Source organism: Pantoea sp. C8B4 (assembly GCF_051336905.1).
GTDB classification, from domain to species: domain Bacteria; phylum Pseudomonadota; class Gammaproteobacteria; order Enterobacterales; family Enterobacteriaceae; genus Pantoea; species Pantoea rwandensis_B.
Map to the genome: position 1 here is coordinate 1 of NZ_JBGMNK010000015.1, position 23117 is coordinate 23117.

The 23117-nt window shown below is 54.6% G+C and carries 21 protein-coding genes and 1 tRNA gene; 20 read left to right on the top strand and 2 right to left on the bottom strand.

The features are described 5' to 3' along the window. The first annotated feature begins 1 nt into the window (after window position 1). Window positions 2-76, top strand: a tRNA-Gln gene (locus ACCW76_RS16755). Window positions 77-161: 85 nt separating this feature from the next. Here ACCW76_RS16755 and ubiF read toward each other — a convergent pair. Further along, complete coding sequence (gene ubiF / locus ACCW76_RS16760) at window positions 162-1334, bottom strand: 3-demethoxyubiquinol 3-hydroxylase (protein WP_436339323.1); 1173 nt, start codon at window positions 1332-1334, stop codon at window positions 162-164. A 169-nt stretch (window positions 1335-1503) separates the two neighbouring features. Between ubiF and miaB the strand changes: the two genes are divergently transcribed. From miaB to ACCW76_RS16805, 9 genes are all read left to right on the top strand, one after another. Then, complete coding sequence (gene miaB / locus ACCW76_RS16765) at window positions 1504-2928, top strand: tRNA (N6-isopentenyl adenosine(37)-C2)-methylthiotransferase MiaB (protein ID WP_436339324.1); 1425 nt, start codon at window positions 1504-1506, stop codon at window positions 2926-2928. Between the two features lie 332 nt (window positions 2929-3260). Beyond that, a complete protein-coding gene (locus tag ACCW76_RS16770) occupies window positions 3261-4334 on the top strand; it encodes a PhoH family protein (protein ID WP_058960793.1) in 1074 nt (357 codons plus the stop codon). Then, the gene (ybeY, locus tag ACCW76_RS16775) at window positions 4331-4804 is read left to right on the top strand and encodes an rRNA maturation RNase YbeY (protein ID WP_436339325.1); all 474 of its coding nucleotides are present in this window, start codon (window positions 4331-4333) and stop codon (window positions 4802-4804) included. Before ACCW76_RS16770 ends, ybeY begins: the two co-directional genes overlap by 4 nt. Before the next feature lie 84 nt (window positions 4805-4888). Further along, complete coding sequence (gene corC / locus ACCW76_RS16780; RefSeq protein ID WP_034829075.1) at window positions 4889-5770, top strand: CNNM family magnesium/cobalt transport protein CorC; 882 nt, start codon at window positions 4889-4891, stop codon at window positions 5768-5770. 4 nt (window positions 5771-5774) lie between these two features. Continuing rightward, window positions 5775-7301, top strand: a complete 1527-nt coding sequence (lnt, locus tag ACCW76_RS16785; RefSeq protein WP_436339327.1) for an apolipoprotein N-acyltransferase — start codon at window positions 5775-5777, stop codon at window positions 7299-7301. 439 nt (window positions 7302-7740) lie between these two features. Then, complete coding sequence (locus tag ACCW76_RS16790; RefSeq protein WP_200573141.1) at window positions 7741-8634, top strand: glutamate/aspartate ABC transporter substrate-binding protein; 894 nt, start codon at window positions 7741-7743, stop codon at window positions 8632-8634. A gap of 161 nt (window positions 8635-8795) precedes the next feature. Further along, on the top strand, window positions 8796-9536 hold the full coding sequence (locus ACCW76_RS16795) for an amino acid ABC transporter permease (protein ID WP_034829069.1): 741 nt from the start codon (window positions 8796-8798) through the stop codon (window positions 9534-9536). Then, window positions 9536-10213 carry a glutamate/aspartate ABC transporter permease GltK gene (gltK, locus tag ACCW76_RS16800; protein WP_436339330.1) on the top strand — a complete coding sequence of 226 codons (678 nt, stop codon included), beginning with the start codon at window positions 9536-9538 and terminating at the stop codon, window positions 10211-10213. Before ACCW76_RS16795 ends, gltK begins: the two co-directional genes overlap by 1 nt. After that, window positions 10214-10939, top strand: coding sequence for an amino acid ABC transporter ATP-binding protein (locus ACCW76_RS16805; RefSeq protein WP_038648298.1), 726 nt, complete (start codon window positions 10214-10216; stop codon window positions 10937-10939). Window positions 10940-11024: 85 nt separating this feature from the next. Here the strand turns inward: ACCW76_RS16805 and ACCW76_RS16810 are convergent, their stop codons facing one another. Continuing rightward, window positions 11025-11507: a zinc ribbon-containing protein gene (locus tag ACCW76_RS16810; RefSeq protein ID WP_038648301.1), complete on the bottom strand. Its 483-nt coding sequence runs from the start codon at window positions 11505-11507 to the stop codon at window positions 11025-11027. Window positions 11508-11850: 343 nt separating this feature from the next. Here ACCW76_RS16810 and leuS point away from each other — a divergent pair, with 343 nt between their 5' ends. The 10 genes from leuS to dacA all read left to right on the top strand — a co-directional run bounded on the left by leuS (window position 11851) and on the right by dacA (window position 23106). Next, a complete protein-coding gene (gene leuS / locus ACCW76_RS16815; protein ID WP_436339332.1) occupies window positions 11851-14433 on the top strand; it encodes a leucine--tRNA ligase in 2583 nt (860 codons plus the stop codon). A 14-nt stretch (window positions 14434-14447) separates the two neighbouring features. Beyond that, complete coding sequence (gene lptE / locus ACCW76_RS16820; RefSeq protein WP_436339334.1) at window positions 14448-15047, top strand: LPS assembly lipoprotein LptE; 600 nt, start codon at window positions 14448-14450, stop codon at window positions 15045-15047. Then, window positions 15044-16075 (top strand): DNA polymerase III subunit delta, encoded by a 1032-nt coding sequence (holA, locus tag ACCW76_RS16825; protein ID WP_436339335.1) that lies wholly within the window; start codon window positions 15044-15046, stop codon window positions 16073-16075. The genes lptE and holA overlap by 4 nt, the downstream gene beginning before the upstream one ends. Further along, on the top strand, window positions 16068-16712 hold the full coding sequence (gene nadD, locus ACCW76_RS16830; protein ID WP_436339336.1) for a nicotinate-nucleotide adenylyltransferase: 645 nt from the start codon (window positions 16068-16070) through the stop codon (window positions 16710-16712). The genes holA and nadD overlap by 8 nt, the downstream gene beginning before the upstream one ends. 91 nt (window positions 16713-16803) lie before the next feature. Beyond that, window positions 16804-17121 carry a ribosome silencing factor gene (gene rsfS / locus ACCW76_RS16835; RefSeq protein WP_038648315.1) on the top strand — a complete coding sequence of 106 codons (318 nt, stop codon included), beginning with the start codon at window positions 16804-16806 and terminating at the stop codon, window positions 17119-17121. Between the two features lie 3 nt (window positions 17122-17124). Further along, window positions 17125-17595 carry a 23S rRNA (pseudouridine(1915)-N(3))-methyltransferase RlmH gene (rlmH, locus tag ACCW76_RS16840; protein ID WP_038648318.1) on the top strand — a complete coding sequence of 157 codons (471 nt, stop codon included), beginning with the start codon at window positions 17125-17127 and terminating at the stop codon, window positions 17593-17595. Window positions 17596-17629: 34 nt separating this feature from the next. Beyond that, a complete protein-coding gene (mrdA, locus tag ACCW76_RS16845) occupies window positions 17630-19534 on the top strand; it encodes a peptidoglycan DD-transpeptidase MrdA (protein WP_038648321.1) in 1905 nt (634 codons plus the stop codon). An 8-nt stretch (window positions 19535-19542) separates the two neighbouring features. Next, complete coding sequence (mrdB, locus tag ACCW76_RS16850) at window positions 19543-20655, top strand: peptidoglycan glycosyltransferase MrdB (protein ID WP_038650220.1); 1113 nt, start codon at window positions 19543-19545, stop codon at window positions 20653-20655. A 10-nt stretch (window positions 20656-20665) separates the two neighbouring features. Then, window positions 20666-21772, top strand: coding sequence for an endolytic peptidoglycan transglycosylase RlpA (gene rlpA, locus ACCW76_RS16855; RefSeq protein WP_045833502.1), 1107 nt, complete (start codon window positions 20666-20668; stop codon window positions 21770-21772). Window positions 21773-21894: 122 nt separating this feature from the next. Next, the gene (gene dacA, locus ACCW76_RS16860; protein ID WP_200538786.1) at window positions 21895-23106 is read left to right on the top strand and encodes a D-alanyl-D-alanine carboxypeptidase DacA; all 1212 of its coding nucleotides are present in this window, start codon (window positions 21895-21897) and stop codon (window positions 23104-23106) included. Window positions 23107-23117: the final 11 nt, after the last annotated feature.

Genomic DNA, 23117 nt, shown 5'->3' on the forward strand with positions numbered 1-23117 from the left:
TTGGGGTGTCGCCAAGCGGTAAGGCTCTGGTTTCTGATACCAGCATTCCGGGGTTCGAATCCCTGCACCCCAGCCAAATTGCACAATAAAGCCCGCTTTTGCGGGCTTTATTGTTTTCTGCTTCCGGTTAAAACAAAGAGCGCCTTGCGACGCTCTGACACCTATAAGCCCAACGCGTACTTCAGCGCCTTACGTTTCAGCGCTCCGGCATTCTCCGCTGCAATCAATCCCAGATTACGCACAAAACGCAATGGGGCCAGCGTGTTGCTAAAGGCAAAATAGAACAGATCCATCCCGCCCTGCATCAGCAAATTATCTTTATAACGTTGACGATGATAACGCTGTAACACCGCGTCCGATGACCACAACTGTGCCTGGCTGCGCGCTTCCACCAACGTATTGATTAATGCATCAACGTCACGATAGCCGAGGTTGACGCCCTGTCCCGCGAGGGGATTGATGGTGTGTGCCGCATCGCCCACCAGCGCTAATCCTGGCAAGACATAGCGGGTAGCGTGGCGACGAACCAAAGGGAATGAGGCTGCTTTCTTCACCTGAACCCGCCCAGCGCGTGCCGGGAAATGGGCGTGAATCTCTCTTTCAAGCTGTGACAATGGCAACGCCTGTAGCTGGCGAATACGCGCCGGTGCGTCATACCACACCAGAGAAGCATGGCGATCAAACAGCGGCAGAAAAGCACGTGGCCCCTCCGGCGTAAATTGCTGCCAGGTCGAATCCCCCGCATCATGCTCACATTCGACGCTAATCAGCATGCAGGACTGCGCGTATTGCCAGCCACGCACCCCAATTCCCGCCAGCTGGCGCACGCGGGAGTTGGCGCCATCCGCGCCAACCACCAGCCGCGTATCCAGCGTGGTGCCATTATCCAGCTGAACCTGCCAGCCGCCGCGATGCGATTGAAGCTGTTGCAGGCTGGCGGGGCAGATCAGCGTGATCCCCTCTTCCTGCATCTTTTCCCACAGCGCACGTTGCAGCACGCTGTTTTCCACCATATATCCCAGCTCAGGCAAGCCCAGCGAGGCGGCATCAAAGGTCACATGTGCACTTTGCCACTCCCAGGTTTCGAGCTTGCGATAAGGCGCACAGCGCATCGCCTGCACGCGTTCCCACACATTCAATTGACGCAGCAGTGCTACCGACGAGGCTCCAATCGCGGAAATGCGGACATCGGGCGGGCTTGCGGCGTCAAACGCTGCGGGTTCGGCACGTTCAATCACCGCCACACGAAATTGCTGCTGTGCCAGTCCACAAGCCAGCGCGGCACCGACCATACCGCCGCCCACCACCACCACATCAAAATGTGAATCCTGCATTGACTCTAATCCTTCTGCTTGCCGTGATAGCTCACGTCATCACGTTGATAGATAAAGTGTACCGGAAATTTGCTGCACAATCTCAGGCCCTGCTGTGCTGGTCACAACAGCAGCAAAGCATTACAATACGCGCCCTGCACTTCCCTGCTCTGAATCAATGGCTAGTTCGATGATCAAAAAACTGCATATTAAAACCTGGGGCTGTCAGATGAATGAGTACGATTCATCAAAGATGGCCGATCTGCTGAACAGCACGCACGGTTACACCCTGACCGAGGATGCTGAAGAGGCGGATGTACTGCTGCTCAACACCTGCTCGATCCGTGAGAAGGCGCAGGAGAAGGTTTTCGCCCTGTTAGGACGCTGGAAGAAATTGAAAGCGATAAATCCTGACGTGATTATTGGCGTCGGCGGCTGTGTCGCTTCGCAGGAAGGTGAACGCCTGCGTGAACGCGCCAATTGCGTGGATATTGTGTTTGGTCCACAGACGCTGCATCGCTTGCCAGAGATGCTGAATCAGGTGCGCGGGACGAAAAGCCCGGTGATTGACATCAGCTTCCCGGAAATCGAGAAATTTGACCGTCTGCCAGAACCGCGTGCAGAAGGCCCGACGGCCTTTGTCTCCATTATGGAAGGCTGTAACAAATACTGTACTTTCTGCGTGGTGCCTTACACCCGAGGCGAAGAAGTGAGCCGCCCCTGTGACGATATTCTGTTGGAAATCGCGCAACTGGCTGCGCAGGGCGTGCGAGAAGTGAATTTACTGGGCCAAAACGTCAACGCCTATCGCGGCACGACCTTTGATGACCAGCTTTGCAGCTTCGCGGAACTGTTGCGTCTGGTGGCGGCCATTGATGGCATCGACCGCATCCGCTTTACCACCAGCCATCCGATTGAATTCACTGATGACATTATTGATGTCTACCGTGACACGCCAGAGTTGGCGAGCTTCCTGCACTTACCCGTTCAGAGCGGTGCCGATCGTATCCTGACGCTGATGAAGCGTGCGCATACCGCGCTGGAATATAAAGCCATCGTCCGCAAGCTGCAGAAAGCACGTCCTGATATTCAGATGAGTTCAGATTTCATCATTGGTTTCCCTGGCGAAACGCAGCAGGATTTTGAGCAGACCATGAAACTGGTGGGCGACGTGAATTTCGATGTCAGCTTCAGCTTTATCTACTCGGCCCGTCCGGGTACGCCTGCCGCTGATTTGCCTGACGATGTTTCGGAAGAAGAGAAAAAGCAGCGCCTGTATATTCTGCAGGATCGCCTCAATCAGCAGGCGATGGCGTGGAGTCGTCGCATGCTCGGCACCACGCAGCGTGTGCTGATTGAAGGTATCTCACGTAAAAATGTCATGGAACTCACCGGGCGCACCGACAACAACCGCGTGGTGAACTTCGAAGCGCCTGTTGAAATGATCGGTAAGTTTGTCGACGTGGAAATTGTCGATGTTCATGCCAACTCGCTGCGCGGCAAACTGATCCGCACCGAAGATGAAATGGCCTTGCGTGTCAGCCAAAGCCCCGATGCCGTCATAGCCCGTACGCGCCGTGAAAATGACATCGGTGTCGGTCTCTACCAACCTTGATTTCCCACGCTTTGCGCGGCAGTGCACAAGATGCTGCCGCCCGTTTCATCCCGTGCCCCTTGCATTCCACCTGCAACGCCCAAATATCGCTTTTGCAACTTGCAGCCGGGCCTTGCCCCATAAATAATTCCGTATATACCCTAAATCATTCAAGGTTCAGGAAGGCGGCAAGGGAATGAATCCCCTGGAGCTTACTCCGGTAAGTGACTGGGGTGAATGAGTGCAGCCAACGCACCTGCACCTTGAAATATGACGGGTATAGATGCTTATGTCTGTAATGAAGCATTGGATACACCTTCTTCAACTGGCCCTGAGTGACCCAAAGGATTCATTTGAATATCGAAACTCGTGAAATCGCCCTTGAACCGGCTGATAACCGCCGGCTGATGAGCCTGTGCGGTCCGTTTGATGACAATGTGAAGCAGCTGGAAAAACGCCTCGGTGTCGAAATCAACCGTCGGGACAACCATTTCAAACTGGTGGGCCGATCGCTCAGCGTTGATGCGGCCATCAACATTCTGCGTGACCTGTACGTGAGCACCGCCCCTGTGCGTGGCCAAATCCCGGATATTGAACCGGACCAGGTGCATCTGGCGATCAAAGAGAGCCGTGTACTGGAGCAAACCGCCGAAAGCGTGCCGGAGTTTGGTAAGGCGATACACATCAAAACCAAGCGCGGTGTGATTAAACCTCGTACGCCAAACCAGGCACAGTATGTGGCGAATATCCTCGACCATGACATCACCTTCGGTGTGGGCCCAGCCGGTACCGGTAAAACCTATCTGGCGGTGGCCGCTGCTGTTGATGCCCTCGAACGTCAGGAAATCCGCCGTATTCTGCTGACGCGCCCTGCGGTAGAGGCCGGTGAGAAACTGGGCTTCCTGCCGGGTGACCTGAGCCAGAAAGTCGATCCTTATCTGCGTCCGCTCTACGATGCCTTGTTTGAAATGCTCGGCTTTGAGCGCGTGGAAAAGCTGATGGAGCGCAATGTCATTGAAGTGGCCCCGCTCGCTTACATGCGCGGCCGCACACTCAATGACGCCTTCGTGATTCTCGATGAGAGTCAGAACACCACTATCGAGCAGATGAAGATGTTCCTGACACGTATCGGTTTCAACTCCAAAGCGGTGATCACCGGTGACGTCACACAGATTGACCTGCCGCGCAGCACCAAATCCGGCCTGCGTCATGCCATTGAGGTTTTGGCGGAAGTCGATGAAATCAGTTTTAACTTTTTCCACAGCGAAGACGTGGTGCGTCATCCGGTTGTCGCACGCATCGTGAATGCTTATGAAGCGTGGGAGGAAGCCGATCAGAAACGCCGTGACAAACTGGCAGAAGAGCGCAAGCGAGAAACGCTGGCGTCTCAACTTGCCGCCCCATCCAGCCCGCAGGAGCCTTCATGAGCGCGGTGATTTTAGATTTACAGTTGGCCTGTGCCGATGAAAATGGCCTGCCAGCCGAACCTGCTTTCCAGCGCTGGCTCGAAGCCGCCGTTACGCCTTTCCAGCCGGAAAGCGAAGTCACCATCCGTCTGGTGGATGAAGCGGAGAGTCATGAGCTTAATCTGACTTATCGCGGTAAGGATAAGCCGACCAACGTGCTCTCTTTCCCGTTTGAAGCGCCACCCGGGATTGAGTTGCCACTGCTGGGCGACCTGATTATTTGTCGTCAGGTTGTTGAGCAAGAAGCGGAAGAACAAGGCAAAACCGTTGAATCCCACTGGGCTCATATGGTGGTCCACGGTACGCTACATCTGCTGGGCTATGACCATATTGAAGACGAAGAAGCCGAAGAAATGGAGGCGCTGGAGACCGAGATAATGCTTGCTCTTGGTTATCCTGACCCGTACATTTCGGAGAAAGAAGACGCCTGATCCCCTTAGGTTCAGGTTATTGCGCTGCTGGCGCGGATGCCAGCAGTTCCTTTCCCTCACCAGAGAGAACGAAATAAAAACGCCATGAGCGACGACCATTCTCAAAACAGCGACGCACCCAGTAGTAAAAAGGGATTTTTCTCCCTGTTAATTAACCAACTTTTTCACGGTGAACCTAAAAACCGTGATGAGCTACTGGGACTGATCCGCGATTCTGAGCAAAAAGAGCTGATCGATCAGGACACCCGCGACATGCTCGAAGGGGTTCTGGATATTGCCGAACAGCGTGTGCGTGACATCATGATCCCGCGCTCCCAGATGATCACCCTTAAACGCAACCAAAGCCTTGAAGAGTGTCTCGCGGTCATTATTGATTCCGCTCACTCACGCTTCCCGGTGATCAGCGAAGATAAAGACCACGTCGAAGGCATTTTGATGGCCAAAGACCTGCTGCCGTTTATGAGCAGCGCGTCTGAACCTTTCAGCATTGAGAAAGTGCTGCGCACCGCCGTTGTCGTGCCTGAAAGTAAGCGTGTCGACCGCATGCTGAAAGAGTTCCGTTCCCAGCGCTATCATATGGCGATCGTCATTGACGAATTCGGTGGCGTTTCCGGGCTGGTCACGATTGAAGATATCCTCGAATTGATTGTCGGTGAAATTGAAGATGAATATGACGATGAAGAAGATCGTGATATCCGTCAGTTAAACCGCCATACCTATACCGTACGTGCGCTTGCGCCTATCGAGGATTTTAACGAGGTATTTGGTACCAGCTTCAGTGATGATGAAGTGGATACCATTGGCGGTCTGGTGATGCAGGGATTCGGCCACCTTCCCGCGCGCGGTGAGAGCATCGACATTGATGGTTACCAATTCAAAGTCGCGATGGCCGACAGCCGCCGTATCATCCAGGTGCATGTGAAAATTCCGGAAGACTCTCCACAACCGCAACTGGAAGACGAATAATTTTATGGCTTTAGCCTCTCTATACTCGCAGCAGCGGGTTCGCCTGCTGCTGGCTTTGATTACGGGTGCCGTTGGCACCCTTTCCTTTTCTCCCTACGATTTTTGGCCTGCCGCATTAGTTTCCCTGGCGGGACTGCAGTTGCTGCTACTGGATCGCCGCAGCCCACAAGCCGCCGCGATTGGCTTCGTCTGGGGCTTTGGTCTGTTCGGCAGTGGCATTAATTGGGTTTACGTCAGCATCGCCACCTTCGGCGGTATGCCCGGCCCGGTTAACGTCTTCCTGGTGATATTGCTGGCCGCTTATCTCGCCATCTATCCGATGCTGTTTGCGGCGGTACTTAATCGCCTGTGGCCCCGCGCGACCTTGTGGCGTCTGGTGTTAGCTGCACCGGCATTGTGGCAAATCAGCGAATTCCTGCGTGGCTGGATTCTGACCGGATTCCCCTGGCTGCAGTTCGGCTATAGCCAGATCGACGGTCCGCTCAAAGGCCTTGCGCCGCTGGCAGGCGTCGAAACCATCACTTTCCTGTTAATGATGATCGCCGGTCTGCTGGTGCATGCGCTTTATCATCGCACGGTGAAGAGCCTGGTGGCCGCCGCAGTCTTGTTGCTGCTGCCATGGCCACTGCGCATGTTGCAATGGTATCAGCCGTTGCCGGAACGCAGCGTGGATGTGGCGATGGTGCAAGGCAACATTCCACAGTCGATGAAGTGGGATCCGCAGCAGTTGCTGAATACGTTGCGCGTGTACACCTCTTACAGCCAGCCTTTTATGGGCAAAGCACCCATCATTATCTGGCCTGAATCGGCGATTACCGACCTGGAAAGCAATCAGCAGCCATTCCTCAAAGCGCTGGACGCAGAACTGCGCGAGCGCGGCAGCTCGTTAATTACCGGGATTGTCGATTCACGCGTTGAAGGGGATAACCGCTACCACGATTACAACTCCGTGATTGTGCTGGGCGGCGAGCAACCTTACAGCTACCAAAGCCATAACCGTTATCAGAAAAACCATCTGGTGCCGTTCGGGGAGTTTGTGCCGCTTGAAGACTTGCTGCGTCCGCTGGCGCCGTTCTTCGATCTGCCAATGTCGTCGTTCAGCCGTGGCGCCTATGTGCAGCCGCAGTTGAAGGTGGCGGGTTATGACCTCACCAGTGCCATCTGCTACGAGATTGTGTTGGGCGAGCAGGTACGCGCTAACTTCCGCCCCAATACCAACTTCCTGCTGACGGTCTCTAACGATGCCTGGTTTGGTCACTCCATCGGCCCATGGCAGCACTTCCAGATGGCGCGTATGCGTGCACTGGAACTGGGCCGTCCGCTGTTGCGATCCACCAATAACGGTGTTACGGCGGTGGTGAATGCCAACGGCGAGGTTGAAAAAGAGATCCCGCAGTTCACGCGTGACGTGCTGGAAGCCAGGGTGACACCCACCACCGGTGAGACCCCTTATGCCAAAGCAGGAATCTGGCCGGTATGGATTCTGACGTTGATCGGCATCGTCCTGGCGATTATTCGTCGCCGCCACTGACACCCCGATCACATTCTGACAGGCGAAGTGCTCACTTCGCCTTTTTTTTGCGCTGTTTTCCGCTCCCATCGGCTACGCTTTACCAGATTCTCTGCTGGCTTTTTCGCGCATTTCACCGTGCTGGCACGATCATTGCTAATTATTTCAGTGATTTTATCAACATCAGCGTTTTGTCAGCGTAATGCCATGTTCACGCACTATTATTTGGCACTGACACGCACCGAAACGGCGCAATGGCTTTTCATTGCCTCTTAATGGTGCGGAGCGGCTCGCAAAAAACAAACTTTTTTGTTTCATTGCGTTAACAATTCGCTATGTTAATCACTATCCTGCGCGCAGTTGCGCTAAGGGATAACTAAAAAAGCAGCACGAAATACACACAACATCACAATCTGCGCAGTTTATGTTCTGCGCGACATCCATTCAAAGGAGTAGGAACATGCAGACACGCAAAGTGGCATTATCTCTTCTGCTGTTGGGAGCAGCAGCGGGAGCGGCCCAGGCGGAAGATCTCACCGGCACCCTGAAAAAAATTAATGATAGCGGCGTGATCGTCGTTGGGCATCGTGAGTCATCAGTTCCCTTTTCTTACTACGACAACCAGCAAAAAGTGGTTGGCTATTCACAAGACTACTCAAACGCCATCGTAGCGGCGATCAAAGCCAAGCTGAACAAGCCTGATCTGCAGGTGAAAATGCTGCCGATCACCTCTCAGAACCGTATCCCACTGCTGCAGAACGGCACTTACGATTTTGAATGTGGTTCTACCACCAACAACCTGGAGCGTCAGCAGCAAGCCGCCTTCTCCGATACCGTATTTATCATCGGTACGCGTCTGCTGGTGAAGAAAGGTGGCGACATCAAAGATTTCGCGGACCTGAAAGGCAAAACCGTTGTCGTGACCTCTGGTACCACTTCTGAAGTTCTGCTGCACAAGCTGAACGATGAGAAGAAAATGGACATGCGCATCATCAGCGCCAAAGACCATGGCGATTCTTTCCGTACGCTGGAAACCGGTCGTGCCGTGGCCTTTATGATGGATGATGCTCTGCTGGCGGGTGAACGTGCTAAAGCGAAGAAACCAGACGACTGGCAGATCACTGGCACACCTCAGTCGAAAGAAGCATACGGCTGTATGCTGCGTAAAGAAGACCCGCAGTTCAAACAGCTGATGGATGAAACCATCGCGAAAGCGCAGACATCGGGTGAAGCCGCTAAGTGGTTCGATACCTGGTTCAAACAGCCGATTCCACCGAAGAATCTGAACATGAACTTCGAACTGTCTCCAGATATGCAGGCGCTGTTCAAAGCACCAAACGACAAAGCACTCTGAATTAACAATGAAAACAAGGGCAGTTAGGCTGCCCTCTCGATTGCTGAACACGCGGTGCGGACAGACAGACTGCAACAGGTCGTTCCCCTGAAGCAGGACGCAAGACACCGCTCAACAATCTTATGGGTAGCCTCGCTACCCTTTTTTTACCGGAGCTCGTTATGGGTATCGATTGGAACTGGGGCATCTTTTTACAACAGGCCCCGTTCGGCAATACGACTTACCTCGGCTGGCTGTGGTCCGGATTTCAGGTTACCGTTGCGGTTTCCTGCTGCGCCTGGATTATCGCCTTCCTGGTAGGTTCCTTCTTTGGCATTCTGCGTACCGTGCCCAATCGACTGCTGTCGACCATTGGTACCTGCTACGTGGAACTGTTTCGTAATATCCCGCTGATCGTCCAGTTCTTCTTCTGGTATCTGGTGGCACCAGAACTGGTTGGCGAAAAACTGGGGATGTGGTTTAAAGCAGAACTGGACCCCAATATTCAGTTCTTTGTTTCCTCAACTATTTGCCTCGGCTTGTTCACTGCTGCCCGTGTTTGCGAACAGGTACGTGCCGCGATTCAATCACTGCCACGCGGTCAGAAAAACGCAGGGTTGGCGATGGGACTGACGCTGCCGCAAACTTATCGCTACGTGCTGCTGCCTAATGCCTATCGCGTGATAGTGCCGCCGATGACCTCGGAAATGCTGAACCTGGTGAAAAACTCTGCCATCGCTTCGACCATTGGTCTGGTGGATATGGCGGCGCAGGCCGGTAAGTTGCTCGACTACTCGGCGCACGCCTATGAATCCTTCACCGCCATTACCCTGGCTTACGTGGGTATTAACCTGGTGATCATGCTGATTATGAGTTTGGTAGAACGTAAAATTCGCCTGCCCGGCAATCTGGGAGGCAAATAATGTACGATTTTGACTGGAGTTCGATTCTTCCCAGCCTGCCCTATTTGTGGAATGGCTTGATCATCACCTTCAAGATTACCGCCGTCGCCGTGGTGTTCGGCATTATCTGGGGCACGATTCTGGCCGTGATGCGTCTGTCACCGTTCGCGCCGATTCGCTGGTTCGCTAAGCTGTACGTCAACCTGTTCCGCTCCGTGCCGCTGGTGATGGTGCTGCTGTGGTTCTATCTGGTGGTGCCTGCATTACTGCAACAGGTATTGGGACTTTCCCCCAAAACTGACATTCGCCTGATTTCCGCCATGATCGCTTTTGCCCTGTTTGAAGCGGCCTACTATTCGGAAATCATTCGTGCGGGTATCCAGAGCATCTCACGTGGACAGTCGAATGCTGCGCTGGCGTTGGGTATGACGCACTGGCAATCAATGAAATTGATCATCCTGCCGCAGGCGTTCCGCGCCATGGTGCCACTGCTGCTGACGCAGGGCATTGTGTTGTTCCAGGATACGTCGCTGGTGTATGTGTTAAGCCTGGCTGACTTCTTCCGTACCGCCTCGACGATTGGCGAACGTGACGGTACCCAGGTTGAAATGGTTCTGTTTGCCGGTCTGGTCTATTTTGTGATCAGCCTGAGCGCTTCGCTGTTGGTTAGCTATCTGAAAAGAAAGAGGACGGTTTAAATGATTAGCCTGAAAAATGTTTCTAAGTGGTATGGTCACTTTCAGGTGCTGACCAACTGCTCCACCGAAGTGAAAAAAGGTGAAGTGGTGGTGGTCTGTGGACCGTCCGGCTCAGGTAAGTCAACCTTGATTAAAACGGTGAATGGTCTGGAACCGGTGCAGGAAGGCAGCATTCAGGTTAACGGTACCGAAGTGAACAACAAGAAAACCAACCTGGCGCAACTGCGCAGCAAGGTCGGTATGGTGTTCCAGCACTTCGAACTGTTCCCGCACCTCAGCATTGTCGATAACCTGGTGCTGGCGCAGGTCAAAGTGTTAAAGCGTGATAAAGCCGCTGCGCGTGAGAAGGGTCTCAAGCTGCTGACGCGTGTTGGTCTGGCTGCGCATGCGGAGAAGTTCCCTGGACAGCTCTCGGGTGGCCAGCAACAGCGTGTGGCGATTGCCCGTGCGCTGTGTATGGACCCCATCGCGATGCTGTTTGACGAACCGACATCTGCGCTCGACCCAGAGATGATCAACGAAGTGCTGGACGTCATGGTGGAACTGGCGAACGAAGGCATGACCATGATGGTGGTGACGCACGAGATGGGCTTTGCGCGCAAAGTTGCCAATCGCGTGATCTTTATGGATGAAGGGAAAATTGTCGAAGACACTAACAAAGATGACTTCTTTAATAACCCGCAGTCCGACCGCGCAAAAGACTTCCTCGCGAAGATCCTGCATTAATTAGTGCCATCCATCGCGCCGCTGCATGGCTGTGATTTTCCATCACGCACGCAGCGGCGCGATTCATCTTAGGGTTTTCTGCTCATTAAGGTTCAAAAGGCTGACGCTGGAAATGATCGTGCCCACACTCCGGGCAGCGCGTTAAGCTCTCCGGTGTATAGATCGCCCGGGTAAAACCGCACTTCTCACACACCAGGTTGCCCAATCCCACCACTTCACCGCTTTGATAAACACCGTGATGTCGTAGATCCTGAAACACCTCGCGCCACTCTAGCTGGCTTTTGTCCGTGATATCCGCCAGTTCTTTCCACACGCTCTCGCGAATGACGCGCAAAAATACGGAGTCACCGAGCACATCTGAAGATTCCTGATAGCTGAGCGCGAACTCGTGTAGATCGCGCCTGACTGCCCGCATCACCTCATTCACTTCAGAAGAGGTCAGCGTCTTTTTCGCTAATAAATCCTGCCGTGCCTCAGCAACCAGGGCATCAACATCACGCTCGCCCTGCTCCAGCCGCTGGGTTAATGCCGCTATCGTTGCACGATACTCCTGCGCCACGTTATTCATTTTGTTCTCCTTTCCGCGGGAATAGCTGATAGTAAGTTTAGCTGTTCTGTCATATTTGCCGTGACGAAAGCGGAGTAAATCGCAAAAGGGTGAAAGCGGCGGCGCAATGAGTAGAAATCCGCTCTGCCGGGGCGTGAAATGTTGTTGAGGAAGAGCCTTATGGGTATGCTATGCGGATCTAAATGTATGCGAACCCGTCATACTTCAAGTCGCAGGTGCGTTGGCTGCATGTGTTCACGCCGTCGCTTACTTCGTTAAGCGCGAGTGTATTCACACCTTTGCCGCCTTCCTGTGACGCGAACTATTCAGGGTTAACGATTTTCATAAAGGACCACAGGCAGCCATGCAAGAGCAATACCGCCCGGAAGAGATAGAATCCCGCGTCCAACAGCACTGGGACGAAAACGAAACCTTTAAAGTGACCGAGCAGGAAGGCAAAGAGAAATACTACTGCCTTTCTATGCTGCCCTATCCTTCTGGCCGCCTACACATGGGCCACGTGCGTAACTACACCATCGGCGATGTGATTGCGCGCTATCAGCGCATGCTGGGTAAAAATGTCCTGCAGCCGATTGGCTGGGATGCGTTTGGTCTGCCAGCCGAAGGCGCTGCGGTAAAAAACAACACCGCGCCCGCACCATGGACTTATGACAACATCGAATACATGAAGAACCAGCTCAAACTGCTGGGCTTTGGCTATGACTGGAGCCGTGAATTGGCGACCTGCCAGCCAGAATACTATCGCTGGGAACAGTGGTTCTTCACCAAGCTCTATGAAAAAGGCATGGTCTACAAAAAGACCTCAGCGGTGAACTGGTGCCCACATGACCAAACCGTGCTGGCTAACGAACAAGTTATCGACGGCTGCTGCTGGCGCTGTGACACCAAAGTTGAGCGCAAAGAGATCCCTCAGTGGTTCGTGAAAATCACCGCTTATGCGGAAGAGCTGCTCAACGATCTGGATAAGCTGGAAGACTGGCCTGAAACGGTCAAGACCATGCAGCGTAACTGGATTGGTCGTTCTGAAGGCGTGGAAATCACCTTTGATGTGGCGTACAGCGAAGAGAAATTGACCGTGTATACCACGCGTCCTGACACCTTCCTCGGTGCGACCTACGTTGCGGTGGCAGCCGGCCACCCGCTGGCGCGTCAGGCTGCGGCCAGCAACCCTGCGCTGTCTGACTTCATCGCTGAATGCAGCACCACCAAAGTGGCTGAAGCGGATATGGCGACGATGGAGAAGAAAGGCATGGCCACCGGCCTGTTTGCTATCCATCCGCTGACGGGCGAAGAGATCCCGGTCTGGGTCGCTAACTTTGTCCTGATGGAATACGGCACCGGCGCAGTCATGGCAGTTCCAGGGCATGACCAGCGTGACTGGGAGTTCGCCACCAAGTACAACCTGAACATCAAGCCAGTGATCCTGAATCTGGATGGTTCAACGCCTGACCTGAGCGAAGCGGCGATGACCGATAAAGGCGCGCTGTTCAACTCGGGTGAGTTCAACGGTCTGGATCATCAGGCAGGCTTCAACGCCATTGCTGATGCATTGGCGGCGAAAGGCGTTGGCGTGCGTAAAGTCAACTATCGTCTGCGCGACTGGGGTGTGTCCCGTCAGCGTTACTGGGGTGCGCCAATCCCAATGGTGACACTGGAAGACGGCACGGTGATGCCAACGCCAGAAGATCAGCTGCCAGTGATTCTGCCAGAAGATGTGGTGATGGACGGTATCACCAGCCCGATCAAAGCCGATCCTGAGTGGGCAAAAACCACGGTTAACGGCCAGCCAGCGCTGCGCGAAACCGATACCTTTGACACCTTTATGGAGTCATCCTGGTATTACGCGCGTTACACCTGTGCCAACTACAACGAAGGCATGCTGGATCCTGCCGCCGCGAACTACTGGCTGCCAGTGGATCAGTATGTCGGTGGTATCGAACACGCCATCATGCACCTGATGTACTTCCGCTTCTACCACAAGCTGCTGCGTGACGCGGGCCTGGTGAACTCTGATGAGCCAGCCAAACGTCTGCTGTGTCAGGGCATGGTACTGGCCGATGCATTCTATTACACCGGCGCAAGCGGCGAGCGTAACTGGGTTTCTCCGGTTGATGTTAGCGTCGAGCGCGATGAAAAAGGTCGTATTGTTAAGGCTGTCGACAACGCAGGCCGCGAAGTGGTTTATGCCGGCATGAGCAAGATGTCCAAGTCGAAAAACAACGGCATCGATCCACAGCTGATGGTTGAACGTTACGGTGCCGATACCGTGCGTCTGTTCATGATGTTTGCTTCACCAGCAGAAATGACGCTGGAATGGCAGGAATCGGGTGTCGAAGGTGCGAACCGCTTCCTGAAGCGCGTGTGGAAACTGGCCTACGAACACGTGGCGAAGGGTGCCACCGTGGCGCTGGACCTCAATGCACTGAACGACGATCAGAAAGCGCTGCGTCGCGATCTGCACAAAACCATCGCCAAGGTGGCCGATGACGTGGGTCGTCGCCAGACGTTCAACACCGCTATCGCTGCCATCATGGAGTTGATGAACAAGCTGACTCGTGCCCCGCAGGAGAGCGAGCAAGATCGCGCACTGATGCAGGAAGCGCTGGTGGCGGTCGTTCGTCTGCTCTATCCGTTCACGCCGCACGCCAGCTATGTGCTGTGGCAGGCGCTGGGTGGAGAAGGTAGTGTCGATGAAGCCAGCTGGCCGGTTGCGGATGAATCCGCGATGGTGGAAGATTCACTGCTGGTCGTTGTACAGGTGAATGGCAAAGTGCGCGGCAAGATTACCGTTGCGCCGGATGCTACGCAGGAGCAGGTTCAGGCGCGTGCTGCGCAGGAGCACATTGTGGCGAAATATCTGGAAGGCGTCACACTTCGTAAAGTGATTTATGTCCCTGGCAAACTGCTTAACCTGGTCGTAGGTTAAGTTCAGGAGGAACTGTGCGACAACTGATTATCAGGCTGTTTGTCCTGCTTGCGGTGATGATCACCGCAGGCTGTGGTTTTCACCCGCGCGGCACCACCATGGTGCCAACCGAGATGAAAACGCTGATCGTCCAGAGTGGCGACCCGTATGGTCCAATGGCGCGCACCGTGCGCCAACAGCTGCGTATCAATGATGTCACCATTGTTGATGACAGCAAACAGGCCAGTGCCAAATACCCGACTCTGCGCTTAGGCGCAGAAGTGCTGGGACGTGATACCGCGTCAGTGTTTATCAGCGGCACCACTGCTGAGTATTCACTGGTGATGACAGTGACCGCGCAGGTTCTGATCCCGGGCAAAGGCATCTACCCGATCAGCACCACCGTGTACCGTTCTTTCTTCGACAACCCGAATGCCGCACTGGCGAAGGATGCCGAGCAAGACATGATCGTGCAGGAGATGCGTCAGCGTGCCGCCGAGCAACTGGTGCGTAAACTGTTAACGGTTCATGCCGCGCAGGAAAGCAACAAAGACACATTGCCACAGCCGGAGATCATCGCACCAGGTGAGAATTCACCAGAAGTGCCCTCTTCGTCAGCAACCAGTCTGCAATGATCAGGATTTATCCTGAACAACTGAGCGCGCAGCTTCGTGAGGGGCTGCGCGCCTGTTATTTTCTGACCGGCAATGAGCCGCTGCTGATTCAGGAAAGTGCCGACGCCATTCGCGCGGCCTCCTCTTCTCAAGGCTTTGAAGAACACTTCAGTGTCACTCTCGATGCGCAAACCGACTGGGATGCGATCTTTGCCAGCTGTCAGGCACTCAGCCTGTTCACACAACGCCAGACATTAACGCTGCAACTGCCAGAAAACGGTGCCAATGCAGCGATGTCCGAGCAACTGGTCAAACTCGCCAGCCTGCTGCACAGCGATATCCTGCTGGTGCTGCGCATGGCAAAACTGACCAAAGCGCAGGAAAACAGCGCCTGGTTTAAAGCGCTGAGCGCCCATGCCGTGCTGGTTCCCTGCCAGACGCCCGAACAAGCACAGCTGCCACGTTGGGTCGCGAGCCGCGCCAAAGCCATGAAGCTGAGTGTTGATGACGCGGCGATTCAACTGCTGTGCTACTGCTATGAAGGCAACCTGCTGGCGCTGGCGCAGGCGCTGGAGCGCTTGTCACTGCTGTGGCCGGATGGCAAGCTCACTCTGCCCCGGGTAGAGGACGCGGTGAATGACGCTGCGCACTTTACCCCATTCCACTGGGTGGATGCCCTGCTGGCGGGAAAAAGCAAACGTGCCCTGCATATCCTGCATCAGCTGGAAAAAGAGGATGCTGAAGGGGTGATTTTGCTGCGTTCTCTGCAACGTGATTTATTGACGCTGCTGCATTTGCAACGCAATCAGGGCAAACAGGGTCTGCGAGCGCTGATGGATCAACAACGCATCTGGCAGAACCGCCGCGCGCTGTTTACCGATGCGCTGCAACGCCTTGATGCACGTCGTCTGCAACGTGCTGTGCATCTGCTCGCCGAACTGGAGCTGACCATGAAGCAGGATTACGGTCAAAACCTCTGGCCGCAGCTTGAAACCTTGTCGCTGCTGCTGTGTCACCGCGATTTTCCCCTAAGCTTTACGGATGTCTAAACTTTACGCGCTGTTTGGCGGCACCTTCGATCCTATCCACTTTGGCCACCTGCGCCCGGTGGAAGCGCTGGCGCAACAGGTAGGGTTGAAAAAGGTCACGCTGCTGCCCAACAACGTGCCACCGCATCGGCCACAGCCTGAAGCCAGTGCTCGGCAGCGCGTGGAAATGCTGTGCTGCGCGATTGCGACCCGCCCCCTGTTTGATATTGATACGCGCGAGCTGGAACGGGATACGCCGTCATGGACGGTCGCAACGCTTGAAGCACTCCGTGCGGAACGCGGAGCAGAACAGCCCCTCGGGTTTATCATCGGACAAGATTCTCTGCTAACGTTAGCCAAATGGCATCGCTGGCAGGATCTCCTCTCTCTGTGCCATCTGTTGGTGTGCCAGCGACCGGGCTATGCGACGCAGATGGAAACACCTGAGATGCAGCAGTGGCTGGATGCGCATCGTGCACAGCACGCAGAACAGTTGCATCATGCACCGGCAGGCCATATCTGGCTGGCTGATACGCCGCTGTTCGACATCTCCGCCACGGAAATACGCCAGCGTCGTCACCTGGGGCAATCCTGCACCGATCTGCTGCCCGACGCGGTTATCGACTACATCGATCGCGCTGGCTTATATCGCGGTTGATCGTTGCGTGCTATACTGCGCCGCTTCATTTTAGGCTATGTTTTCCGGGCATTCAGCCTTCTCGTAATCACCTGTTTTTAAGGGGAACCTTTTGCAAGGTAAAGCACTCCAAGATTTCGTTATTGATAAGATTGACGATATTAAAGGCCAGGACATCATTGCTGTTGATGTTCAGGGCAAATCGAGCATCACCGATTGCATGATCATCTGCACCGGCACGTCGACGCGTCATGTGGTTTCGATCGCCGATCACGTGGTTCAGGAATCCCGTGCCGCGGGTTTAAAACCGCTGGGCGTTGATGGTAAAGCTGCCGCTGATTGGGTCGTCGTTGATCTTGGCGAAGTGATCGTACACGTGATGCAGGAAGAGAGCCGCCAGCTGTATGAGCTGGAAAAGCTCTGGAGCTAAGCCTTGAAACTGCAGCTTGTGGCCGTCGGCACCAAAATGCCTGACTGGGTTCAGACCGGTTTCATGGAGTATCTGCGCCGCTTCCCCAAGGATATGCCGTTTGAACTGACCGAAGTGCCTGCGGGTAAACGCGGCAAGAACGCGGACATCAAGCGCATCCTGGAAAAAGAGGGTGAAGCGATGTTAGCGGCCGTCGGCAAAGGCAACCGCATCGTCACGCTGGATATTCCAGGGCAGCCGTGGGAAACCCCACAGCTGGCGCAACAGCTTGAGCGCTGGAAACAAGATGGCCGCGATGTCAGCTTGTTGATTGGCGGTCCGGAAGGACTGGCGCCGGCCTGTAAAGCCGCTGCCGAGCAAAGCTGGTCGCTGTCCACGTTGACGTTGCCTCACCCGCTGGTGCGTGTGCTGGTAGCCGAAAGCCTGTATCGTGCCTGGAGCATCACCACGAATCATCCTTATCACCGTGAATAAACGCCTGACAACCTCCAGACAATAAACGCAGCGGATGAAATTACAGAGCAACGCCTTTCGCGATTACACTGCCGAACAGAAACTCTTTGTCCGCCGGGCTTTGGTGGCTTTTGTTGGTATTTTCCTGCTCTCCAGCGTGCTGGTGGTCAACCTCTATCATCTGCAAATTCTGCGTTTTGACGATTACAGCACCCGTTCCAATGAGAACCGCATCAAGCTGGTGCCCGTCGCGCCCAGCCGCGGCATCATCTTTGATCGCAACGGCGTCCCGCTGGCGCTGAACCGCACCATTTACCAGGCTGAACTGGTGCCCGAAAAAGTCGATGACCTGAAGCAGACGCTGCAGGATCTGCGCCCGGTGCTGGATCTGACGGACGACGATCTCGACGCCTTTGAAAAAGAGCGTAAGCGCTCACGTCGTTTCACCTCCATTCCGATTAAAATCGCACTCAACGAAGTGCAGGTGGCGCGCTTTGCCGTCAATCAGTACCGCTTCCCCGGTGTGGAAGTGAAAGGTTATCAGCGCCGCTATTATCCCTACGGTCAGACGCTGACGCATGTGGTGGGCTACGTCTCTAAAATTAACGATCGTGACGTTAAACGCCTTGATGATGAAGGTAAATGGCCTAACTATGCCGCAACGCATGATATCGGCAAGCTCGGTATCGAAAACTATTACGAAGATGTGCTGCATGGCAAAACCGGCTATGAAGAAGTTGAAGTTAACAACCGTGGCCGGGTTATCCGTCAGCTGCATGAGCAATCTCCACAGGCCGGCCGTGATATCTATCTGACCGTTGACCTGAAACTGCAACAGTATATCGAAACCCTGTTGACCGGTAGCCGTGCCGCCGTTGTGGTCAGCGATCCACGCACTGGTGAAATTCTGGCGCTGGTGTCCACACCCAGCTACGACCCCAATCTGTTTGTTGATGGCATTTCCAGCAAGGATTACAAAGCCCTGTTGAGCGATGAGAACCGTCCGCTGTATAACCGCGCGCTGCAGGCTTCTTACCCACCCGCGTCAACGGTGAAACCTTATGTTGCCGTCTCTGCGCTGAGTGCAGGGGTGATTAACCGCAATACCAGCCTGTTTGACCCCGGCTGGTGGCAATTGCCCGGTTCGGAAAAGCGCTACCGCGACTGGAAAAAATGGGGACACGGCCGTCTGAATGTCACCAAATCGCTGGAAGAATCTGCCGATACCTTCTTCTATCAGGTCGCCTACGATATGGGTATTGATCGCCTGTCAGAGTGGATGACCAAATTTGGCTATGGCCATCGCACCGGTATCGATTTGCCGCAGGAAAGTCCCGGCAACATGCCAACGCGTGAGTGGAAGCTGAAGCGCTTTAAGAAGCCCTGGTATCAGGGTGACACCATTCCGGTGGGCATTGGTCAGGGTTACTGGACGGCAACGCCGGTGCAGATGAACAAAGCCATGATGATTCTGATCAATGACGGCATTATCAAAGTGCCGCATTTACTGCGCGCCACCCGTGAAGGCCAAACCATGGTGCCGTATCGTCAGCCGCCGGATGCGCCGATTGGCGATATCCACTCGGGATACTGGGAAATTGCCAAAGATGGCATGTACGGCGTGGCCAACCGCGCGAACGGGACGGCGCACAAGAGTTTTGCCGATGCACCTTACAAAATCGCAGCGAAATCCGGTACTGCGCAGGTATTCGGTCTGAAAGAGAACGAAACCTATAACGCGCACAAAATTGCTGAACGCTTGCGTGACCATAAGTTAATGACGGCATTCGCGCCTTACGATAAACCGCGCGTTGCCGTGACCATGATTCTGGAGAACGGCGGTGCCGGCCCGGCAGTGGGTACGGTGATGCGTCAGATTCTCGACCACATAATGTTAGGCGACAACAATACCGTGCTGCCTGAAGCCGCACCGACGCCGCCTGGCTACGAAGGTGAATAAAGATGTCCATGAACGATAGCCCGCAGAAAAGATCGATCTGGACGCGTATCCATATCGATCCCCTGTTTATGCTGATCATCCTTGCGCTACTGGCTTACAGCGCCATCGTCATCTGGAGCGCCAGCGGTCAGGATCCCGGCATGATGGAGCGTAAACTCGGTCAGATCGCCATGGGCGTGATCATCATGCTGGTCATGGCGCAGGTGCCGCCGCGCGTATATGAAAGTTGGGCGCCCTATCTCTACATTGTCTGCGTGATATTACTGGTGGCGGTGGATGCCTTTGGCCATATCAGTAAAGGGGCTCAGCGCTGGCTCGATCTCGGCTTTGTGCGTTTCCAGCCCTCCGAGATAGCCAAGATTGCGGTTCCGCTGATGGTGGCGCGATTTATTAACCGCGATGTCTGTCCACCCACGCTGAAAAACACCGGTATCGCGCTGGTGCTGATCTTCATGCCGACGCTGCTGGTAGCGGCACAGCCTGACCTCGGTACCTCGATTCTGATCGCCGCATCCGGCCTGTTTGTGCTGTTCCTGTCGGGCATGAGCTGGAAGCTGATCGCCGTGGCGGTGCTACTGGTGGCGGCCTTTATCCCGGTGCTGTGGTTCTTCCTGATGCATGATTATCAGCGCGACCGCGTGATGATGCTGCTCGATCCTGAGAGTGACCCGCTCGGTGCCGGTTATCACATTATTCAGTCCAAGATTGCGATTGGATCCGGGGGTTTACGTGGCAAAGGCTGGCTACATGGCACCCAGTCACAACTGGAATTTTTGCCCGAGCGCCACACCGACTTTATCTTTGCGGTACTGGCAGAGGAACTCGGCCTGGTCGGCGTATTAGTGTTACTGGTACTGTATCTGCTGCTGATTTTGCGCGGCCTGATTGTTGCGGCGCGCGCGCAAACCACGTTCGGTCGCGTAATGGCCGGCGGTTTGATGTTGATTTTATTCGTCTATGTTTTCGTTAACATTGGTATGGTAAGTGGTATCTTACCCGTGGTCGGTGTTCCGCTGCCGCTGGTGAGCTACGGCGGGTCGGCGTTGATCGTGTTAATGGCCGGATTTGGCATCGTGATGTCGATCCATACTCATCGAAAAATGTTATCTAAAAGCGTTTAAGAGGCTGCACATGCGTAAGGATTGGCTTGGGGTTGCACTGGCATCATTGGTACTGGCTGCCTGTTCCGCACCGGAACAGCAGAGTAATACTGCGCCACCGCAGCCGGCCTATAATGGCCCGGTGGTGGAAATCCCAGGCGTTGAACCGCGCTATGAACCCATCAATCCTTCTACCAGCCAGGATTACAGCGTTAATGGCAAAAATTATCGCGTGATTAAAGATCCTTCGAACTACAGCGAAGTCGGACTGGCCACCTGGTACGGTGCAGAAGCGCAAGGTAATCGCACGGCGATCGGCGAAGCTTACGACCCGGATGCCTTAACTGCAGCACACCCAACGCTGCCATTGCCAAGTTATGTGCGCGTCACTAACCTCGCTAATGGCCGCCAGATTGTGGTGCGTGTTAATGACCGTGGCCCGTATACGCCCGGCCGCATCATTGACCTGTCTCGTGCGGCAGGCGACCGTTTGAATATCTCCAATAATTCGCGTGTGCGTGTGGATTATATCAAAGTCGCCCCGGATGGTTCCGTTTCCGGCCCGGGTACCATTGGCACCACCGTGGCGAAGCAGAGCTACGCCCTGCCCGCCCGTCCGGATCTTAACGGCGGCATGGTGATGATGGGTGGCAGCGCCAATACAACGCCAGCGCCTGCGCCGCAGGATGTTCGCGCAGTCGATAACAGTACCCTGCAGAGCAACGGCGGCCTGGGTGCCCCGGTACAGAGCAGCGGCTTCCTCGGCGCACCACAGCCTTTAGCCAACGGCGTACTGGAAGGCAGTGAACCGGCCGCCACGCCTGCGCAATCAACGTCCGCTGCACCGGCTGCGGCATCGGTTTCTGCTCCAGCCAGCACTGCACCCGTGAACCAGAGTACGCGTACCGCCGGTGGATATGTGGTACAGGTCGGGGCAGTCAATGATGCAGCGCGCGCCCGTCAATTGGCGACCAGCCTGGGTAAACGTTTTGGCGTCCCCGGCAATGTGGAAGCCAATGGCAACGTTTATCGTATTCAACTCGGCGGGTACAGCAGCCGGGCGGAAGCCGCTGCGTTACAACAGCGACTGACCACTGAAGCACAGATGAGCTCATTTATTACAACTGCCCGCCCGTAATGTTACGGGCAGTTACCTTTACTGCTGAAACTGATTTGCAAAGCAAGATGTCGCTCGATCGGGCGTTTGCTATAGTAAGGCACTTTTTTCACTCTTAGCCCACGGATGTTGTAGTCCTTAACATGAATACGCTGAAACCCTCTCGTTTTCTGAAACGCCTGACAGTGGGATCACTGGTCGCCCTTTCTCTCAGCCATGCCGTCTTTGCGGACGATGTTAACCTTAAGACGATGATCCCGGGCGTCCCGGAAATCGATGCTGAAGCTTATGTGCTGATCGATGCCAACTCAGGCAAAGTCCTGGCAGAAAAGAACGCCGATGCGCGCCGCGATCCCGCCAGTCTGACCAAAATGATGACCAGCTATGTGATTGGTCAGGCGGTCAAAGCAGGCAAAATCCATAACGATGATATCGTCACCGTCGGTAAAGATGCATGGGCCACCGGTAATCCGGTGTTCAAAGGCTCGTCACTGATGTTCCTGAAGCCAGGCGATCGCGTACCGGTTTCTCAACTGACGCGCGGCATCGTGTTGCAGTCAGGGAATGATGCCTGTGTGGCGATGGCTGATTACGTTGCCGGCAGCCAGGATGCGTTTGTTAGCCTGATGAATAACTACGTTGGCGCGTTGGGTCTGAAAAACACCCACTTCCAGACCGTGCACGGCCTGGATGCAGAAGGCCAGTACAGCTCAGCGCGTGATATGGCACTGATCGGCCAGGCATTGATTCGTGATGTGCCGGACGAATACTCGGTCTACCGTGAAAAAGAGTTCACCTTCAACAATATCAAACAGATGAACCGTAATGGTCTGCTGTGGGATACCAGCCTGAACGTGGACGGCATCAAAACCGGTCACACTGATGCGGCAGGTTACAACCTGGTGGCTTCTGCCACTGAAGGCCAGATGCGTCTGATCTCTGCGGTTATGGGCGGTCACACCTACAAAGGTCGCGAAACCGAAAGCAAAAAGCTGCTGACCTGGGGCTTCCGTTTCTTCGAGACCGTGGCACCACTGAAAGCAGGCAAAGAGTTTGCTTCTGAGCCGGTCTGGTTTGGTAACAGCGATCGTGTCCAGCTGGGCGTTGAAAAAGATGCCTACCTGACCATTCCACGCGGCCGTATGAAAGACCTGAAAGCCAGCTATGTGCTGACCAATACCGAACTGCATGCGCCGCTGCAGAAAAATCAGGTTGTAGGCAGTATCAACTTCCAGCTGGATGGCAAAACCATTGAACAGCGTCCACTGGTGGTCCTGAACGAAGTGCAGGAAGGCGGTTTCTTCAGCCGTATCATTGATTACATCAAACTGATGTTCCATCACTGGTTTGGCTAAGACGCTTGAAA

Bases quoted from the DNA above. Each gene is read 5' to 3' on its own strand.
- mrdA (WP_038648321.1), top strand. From the start codon at position 17,630: ATGAAATTACAGAGCAACGCCTTTCGCGATTACACTGCCGAACAGAAA.
- miaB (WP_436339324.1), top strand. From the start codon at position 1,504: ATGATCAAAAAACTGCATATTAAAACCTGGGGCTGTCAGATGAATGAG.
- ACCW76_RS16795 (WP_034829069.1), top strand. From the start codon at position 8,796: ATGGGTATCGATTGGAACTGGGGCATCTTTTTACAACAGGCCCCGTTC.
- corC (WP_034829075.1), top strand. From the start codon at position 4,889: ATGAGCGACGACCATTCTCAAAACAGCGACGCACCCAGTAGTAAAAAG.
- ACCW76_RS16790 (WP_200573141.1), top strand. From the start codon at position 7,741: ATGCAGACACGCAAAGTGGCATTATCTCTTCTGCTGTTGGGAGCAGCA.
- holA (WP_436339335.1), top strand. From the start codon at position 15,044: ATGATCAGGATTTATCCTGAACAACTGAGCGCGCAGCTTCGTGAGGGG.
- ACCW76_RS16810 (WP_038648301.1), bottom strand. From the start codon at position 11,507: ATGAATAACGTGGCGCAGGAGTATCGTGCAACGATAGCGGCATTAACC.
- dacA (WP_200538786.1), top strand. From the start codon at position 21,895: ATGAATACGCTGAAACCCTCTCGTTTTCTGAAACGCCTGACAGTGGGA.
- nadD (WP_436339336.1), top strand. From the start codon at position 16,068: ATGTCTAAACTTTACGCGCTGTTTGGCGGCACCTTCGATCCTATCCAC.
- ybeY (WP_436339325.1), top strand. From the start codon at position 4,331: ATGAGCGCGGTGATTTTAGATTTACAGTTGGCCTGTGCCGATGAAAAT.
- ubiF (WP_436339323.1), bottom strand. From the start codon at position 1,334: ATGCAGGATTCACATTTTGATGTGGTGGTGGTGGGCGGCGGTATGGTC.
- rlpA (WP_045833502.1), top strand. From the start codon at position 20,666: ATGCGTAAGGATTGGCTTGGGGTTGCACTGGCATCATTGGTACTGGCT.
- lnt (WP_436339327.1), top strand. From the start codon at position 5,775: ATGGCTTTAGCCTCTCTATACTCGCAGCAGCGGGTTCGCCTGCTGCTG.
- mrdB (WP_038650220.1), top strand. From the start codon at position 19,543: ATGAACGATAGCCCGCAGAAAAGATCGATCTGGACGCGTATCCATATC.
- ACCW76_RS16805 (WP_038648298.1), top strand. From the start codon at position 10,214: ATGATTAGCCTGAAAAATGTTTCTAAGTGGTATGGTCACTTTCAGGTG.
- leuS (WP_436339332.1), top strand. From the start codon at position 11,851: ATGCAAGAGCAATACCGCCCGGAAGAGATAGAATCCCGCGTCCAACAG.
- gltK (WP_436339330.1), top strand. From the start codon at position 9,536: ATGTACGATTTTGACTGGAGTTCGATTCTTCCCAGCCTGCCCTATTTG.